The sequence below is a fragment of the Duganella sp. GW821-FHT01E12 genome, from assembly GCF_059422325.1.
The window spans coordinates 1-5,263 of the sequence record NZ_JBWKWR010000026.1 but is presented as its reverse complement, the minus strand read 5'-3'; the positions used below and the strand labels follow the sequence as shown (position 1 = coordinate 5,263).

At 61.6% G+C, this 5,263-nt stretch carries 5 protein-coding genes; 3 read left to right on the top strand and 2 right to left on the bottom strand.

The genetic code is table 11. The features are described from left to right. The first annotated feature begins 161 nt into the window (after positions 1-161). On the top strand, positions 162-1,592 hold the full coding sequence (locus AC07WS_RS30295; RefSeq protein ID WP_494732634.1) for a DUF2868 domain-containing protein: 1,431 nt from the start codon (positions 162-164) through the stop codon (positions 1,590-1,592). Beyond that, complete coding sequence (locus tag AC07WS_RS30290) at positions 1,570-3,042, top strand: DUF3482 domain-containing protein (RefSeq protein ID WP_494732633.1); 1,473 nt, start codon at positions 1,570-1,572, stop codon at positions 3,040-3,042. The genes AC07WS_RS30295 and AC07WS_RS30290 overlap by 23 nt, the downstream gene beginning before the upstream one ends. Here AC07WS_RS30290 and AC07WS_RS30285 read toward each other — a convergent pair. Both AC07WS_RS30285 and AC07WS_RS30280 read right to left on the bottom strand, forming a co-directional pair. Next, positions 3,030-3,560 carry an outer membrane beta-barrel protein gene (locus tag AC07WS_RS30285; RefSeq protein WP_494732632.1) on the bottom strand — a complete coding sequence of 177 codons (531 nt, stop codon included), beginning with the start codon at positions 3,558-3,560 and terminating at the stop codon, positions 3,030-3,032. The genes AC07WS_RS30290 and AC07WS_RS30285 overlap by 13 nt on opposite strands. A 90-nt stretch (positions 3,561-3,650) precedes the next feature. Beyond that, entirely contained in the window at positions 3,651-4,547 is an 897-nt protein-coding gene (locus AC07WS_RS30280; protein ID WP_494732635.1) for an AraC family transcriptional regulator, read from the bottom strand. Between the two features lie 188 nt (positions 4,548-4,735). Between AC07WS_RS30280 and AC07WS_RS30275 the strand changes: the two genes are divergently transcribed. Beyond that, positions 4,736-5,020, top strand: a complete 285-nt coding sequence (locus tag AC07WS_RS30275; protein ID WP_494732631.1) for an SDR family NAD(P)-dependent oxidoreductase — start codon at positions 4,736-4,738, stop codon at positions 5,018-5,020. Positions 5,021-5,263: the final 243 nt, after the last annotated feature.

Genomic DNA, 5,263 nt, shown 5'->3' with positions numbered 1-5,263 from the left:
GGACCGTGAAACAACTCTGCGCCGATGATAGTGCTGCAACCAGTGTGAAAGTAGGTTATCGTCAGGCTAGTTATATAGAAAAACCCCCACCAGCCAGAACGCGCTCAAGATCGCGCTCTGTGCAGGTGGGGGTTTTTTGCTTTCAGCGATATACTCTCGACATGAACGAACACACTGCGAGAGACGTCGTACTGGTGCGGGCCATCGAGACCGCCGACCAGAACAAAGAAATTCTCAGCGATGATGATCGCACCTACGCCAGCCGCAGCGCTCGCGAGCTCGCGCAGTGGCAGGCTTCCGGCAACAAGGCCGAGGCCACCGTCGATGACTTCCTGCAGCAACGCGCCGGCCTGATTCTGAAACGCCTGGCCGAACGCACTCCTGCATTTGCCGCCGTCACCAAACAGCGCCACAGCCTGAAGGCATTTTCCGTGGCCATGCCCATTATCGCGTTGCTGCTCGGCGCCGGACTCGACCGCATCAGCGATCCGCATCGCGTCGACCTGTTGTCGCCGCCGCTGTTGTTGATCATTGCCTGGAACGTATTCGTATATCTGAGCCTGCTTGCCTGGCGGCTGATGCCCGCCCGCGCACCTGGCTGGCTCAGGTCGGGGCAGATCCGCAAGCCGAGCCTGCCGCGCAAGCTGCCTCAGGCACTGTCATCCGCCGTATTGAACTTCGCGGCGGAGTGGGCGCAGCTGAGCGCCAAGCTGACAGCCGCGCGGCTGAGCCGCACCATACATCTGAGCGCCGCGACGTTTGCGACCGGCGCGCTGACGTCGCTGTACGCGCGCGGCATCTGGTCACAATATGCGGCCGGCTGGGAAAGCACCTTTCTCGATGCCGGCCAAGTCCACGCGATGCTCTCCTTCCTGTTCGCGCCGGCGGTCGCTGTCTTCCATCTGCAGGATTTTTCGCCCGCTGAAATCACGGCGCTGCGCTTCCCGCAAACGACTGCGGCGGAAGGCGGAGCGCGCTGGGTGCATCTGTACGCCGCGACCATCCTGCTGTTGGTGGTGTTGCCGCGAATGTCGCTGGCCGCTTTCGGCAGCTGGCGCGCCGCCCGCCTGGCACGACGGTTTCCGGTCGACCTCGACCAACCGTATTTCCGCAAGCTGGGCGCGAGTATCGGCATGGCAGGCGGCGGCACGCTGCGCGTTCTGCCGTACAGCTTCACTGTTGACGAGGCCCGCCATAAAGGCTTGGCGGATATAGCCGTCATGCTGTTCGGCGAACAGGGCCGGGTGATGCTGCGGGCATCAATCGCCTATGGCGCCGAACCTGTCGAGATCTTGCGCGATACCGATCTGCGGACAGACACCACGGCCGCACTGTTCAATCTGGCGGCCACGCCGGAGAAGGAAAATCACGGCGCCTTGCTCGACTACCTGGTGACGGCATCGGCGCGTGAAATCATCGTGCTGCTGGATGAATCGGCCTATCTGGAACGCCTGGGCGCCCAGCCCGAAGCCCGCGCGCGTCTCGCGGAACGCACCGCCTTGTGGCAGCAATTTTGCGCCTTCCACCAGACTAAAGCCAGCGTCGTCAACTTACTGACGCCTTCACTGCATGAGCTCGATCTTCATGCATAACAACATACGGCTCGCGCTGATTTCGCATACCAACAACGGCAAGACCTCGCTGGCGCGCACGCTAATCGGCACCGACGTCGGCGAAGTGCGCGACGCCGCGCATGTGACGCTGCTTGCCGAGTCGCACACATTGATTGAAACGCCGCAGGGCGATACCTTGCAGCTGTGGGACACGCCGGGCTTCGGCGACTCCGTACGCCTGTTGAGGCGGCTGGACCGCGCGGACAATCCGATCGGCTGGTTCCTGCGCGAAGTCCTCGACCGTTATCGCGACCACTCGTTCTGGCTGAGCCAGCAAGCGCTGCGTGCGGCCAGAGATGCTGCCGATGTCGTGCTGTACCTGGTGAACTCCGCCGAGCATCCAAGCGACGCCGGCTATCTGCCGGCCGAAATGAGGATACTTGAATGGCTGGGCAAGCCGGTGCTGGTGCTGCTCAATCAGATGGGGCCGCCTCGCCCTTCGGCGGAGGAGCATGCGGAACAGGCGCGCTGGCGCGACCATCTGCGCCAGTACCCGGTGGTGCGCGACGTGCTGGCCTTAGATGCGTTCGCGCGTTGCTGGGTCCATGAACGCGTCTTTTTTGAGACGGTGGGCAAGCAGCTTGCCGCGCCGATGCGGCCGGCTTACGAGCGCCTATTCGCAACGTGGGAGGCAGGCAATGCGCATCGCTACGAGCAGGCGATGCTGCTGCTCGCTGCTCAGCTGGTGTCGGCCGCGAAGGATAGCGCTGCCATCGAAGCCGAGACCAGAAGCATGCTCAAGTCCGCGCTGAAAGTGGTGGGCATCGGCAAGAACGAAGAGCAGCAGCGGCAGGACCGCGCGATGGCGGCGTTGATCTCGCGCCTGAATCACGCCACCGGTGACATGACGCGCGCGCTGCTGATCCTGCATAAGCTCGATCCCGCCGAGGTGGCCGTGATCAACGCCCGCGTGCACGACAACTTTACCGTGCGCGCGCCGATCGACAAGACGCAAGCGGGCCTGCTGGGGGCGATGATTTCGGGCGCCGCGACCGGGCTGTCGGCCGATCTGATGACTGGTGGCCTGAGCCTGGGCGGCGGCGCGCTGCTTGGCGGCGTGGTCGGTGCGCTGACGTTTGCCGGCGCGGCTTGGGGATTTAATGCCAGCACCGACCGCAACCAGGCGACCATGCAATTCACGGCGGCCTTCATGCGCACGCTGGTGGTGGCGGATGTCTTGCGGTATCTGGCCGTCGCGCACTTCGGCCGCGGCAGGGGCAACTTCGTCGAAGGGGAGGCGCCTGCGTTCTGGCAGGCCGAGGTGGAGCAGGCGGTCGCCCAACACGATGGAGCGCTCATGGATCTGTGGCGGCTGGTGCGCAATGATGCTACGGCCGAGTTGGCCATTAGCCAAGCCCGGCCGCTGATTCAGCGCATCGTTTCAGCCGCGCTGGCGCGGCTGTATCCGGCGACGGATCAGAACTGGTAGCGTGCGCCAAACGAAATCAGCGACACCTCACTCTTGCTGAGGTAGGTGCCTTCCAGGCTCAGTGAAAAGTTCCGATTGAATGCGTAGCGCACGCCGATGCCGGCGACGGCATCGGTGTCGGAGCGATCGCCCAGGGAGGAGCGGGTGGCCTTCATGGTTGTGCGGCCGATACCGGCGCGGCCAAACAGGCTGAAGTGCGCGTCCAGCGGCAGCGTGCCCATCGCGGCGATGCCGTAGTGCTGATCGGGATAGTAGCCAGGCTCGGAGAAGAAGCCTCGTAGTGGATTGAAGCTCAGCGTGCGGGTGTAGACTTCAAAGCCGAGGTTGGGCGTGAACTGGTAGCCAGTGGCGGCGCCCAGCGAAATGTCATTGCCGCTGTCGGCGTACTTGGATGAGACCGAGGCACGGGCCCCGTCGATGCCGACGTACAGGCCAGGTTCGAAATCGGTGGCTGCAAACGATGGAGCGGAGGCTGCCAGTAACGCAAGCGCCGCAGCGCGAAGAATGGTGTTTCGCATAGTGTTCCTGATATGAGGTGATACTACAAGGAAGCGGCATTGACTAAAATTCAATGTCGCCATTTGCCGCATAGTATCCTCATATTATTTTTAAAGCAACCTTGTCGATTCAGCAGGCTGGATGGCCAGCAGGCGGCGCATGGCGCTGGCCTCTTCGCCCGGGCTGCGGCCAAAGAAGCGTTTGAACTCACGGCTGAATTGCGAAGGGCTTTCATAACCGACCTGTGCCGAGGCGGATTGCGCCGTCATCTCGCTGCGGGCCATCAACAGCCGCGCCTGGTGCAGGCGGGCGGATTTCAGGTATTGAATCGGCGAGCAATGCGTGACCGATTTGAAATGCACGTGGAAGGCCGGCACGCTCATGTTCGCCTCCGCCGCCAGCATGCCAACGTCGATGTCGGCCGCATAGTCCGCATGGATGCGGCGCAACGCCTTGGCGATGCGGCCGAACTGGCCCTGGTGGGTCAGGGCCGCGCGCATGGCCGCGCCTTGCTCGCCCATCAGCACACGGTAGCAGATCTCGCGCACGATGGCGGGGCCGAGCACGCGCGCTTCCAAGGGCGAGCTCAAAGCCTCGAGCAGGCGCATCACGGTTTCGCTCAGGCGGTCATCCATGCGTGTGGTCATCATGCCCTTGGGCATGGCCGGGACTTCATTGTCGGTCTGGTCTATGGCGAACATCAGGTCGGCCAGCGTGGTACGGTCGACCCGTATCGACAGGCCCAGAAACGGTTCTTCCGGCGTGGCGTCGGTGGTGCTGGTGAACGGCATGGGCACGGCGACCACCAGGTAGTGCTCGGCGTCGAATTGAAGCACGTCGCCGCCGAAGTAGGCGCGCTTGCGGCCCTGCAGCACGATGGCGATACAGGGATCGGACATGGCTGGGGTTTTGGTGGAGCTGCAATTCGAACGGGTCAGGCGGACGTCGTCGAGCGCAGACAAGGTGTAACCCTCGTTTGGCGCCAGCTGTTGATGCAGTGCGATCATGCGTTCCACGTCCATGTCCTCCCAATGCTGTGATGAATAGGAATGATCCATGATTCGCGATTTCGTCGCCACCATCTTGGCGCGGATCTATAGGATTAGGCAAGAAGTGCATAGGCATGTGCATTCGCAGCACGGCCCCGGTTCCGTAAGATGCAGTCTGGTGTTAATGCCACTGAAAGGACCGCATCATGACAACTACCATACCCACAACCCGTAAGGTGATCCTGATTGCCGGCGCCAGCCGCGGTTGCGGTCCGGCGACGGCTCGCCAGCTGGCAGGCGAGGGGCATCATGTGGTCCTCGGCGCGCGCAGGTCATATAAGCTGCATGCGCTGGTAACGGAAATTCGCGCCGCAGGGGGATCGGCGGAATGGTATGCGCTGGATGTGTCGCAACCGGAGGAAATGCGCGAATTCCTGGCATTTGCCGAGGATGTGCATAAGCGCATCGATATTGTGATTAATAATGTTTGACAGAATCATTGCTCGATTGCTATAGTTCGCGCCCTAGCAGAACACAGCACGTAAATGCTGAGTTAGGCGAAGAAAGAAGAGCTTGACGAGATAAGCGAAACACTTCATAATCTTGCCTCTTCGCTGATGAACACAACGCTTCTTCAGCAAGCAGTACCGAATAAGCTCTTTAAAAATTAACAGTCGATAAGTGTGGACGTTTGATGAAAGTGCACAGCAGGCTAGTCCTGCTGATACTTAAAA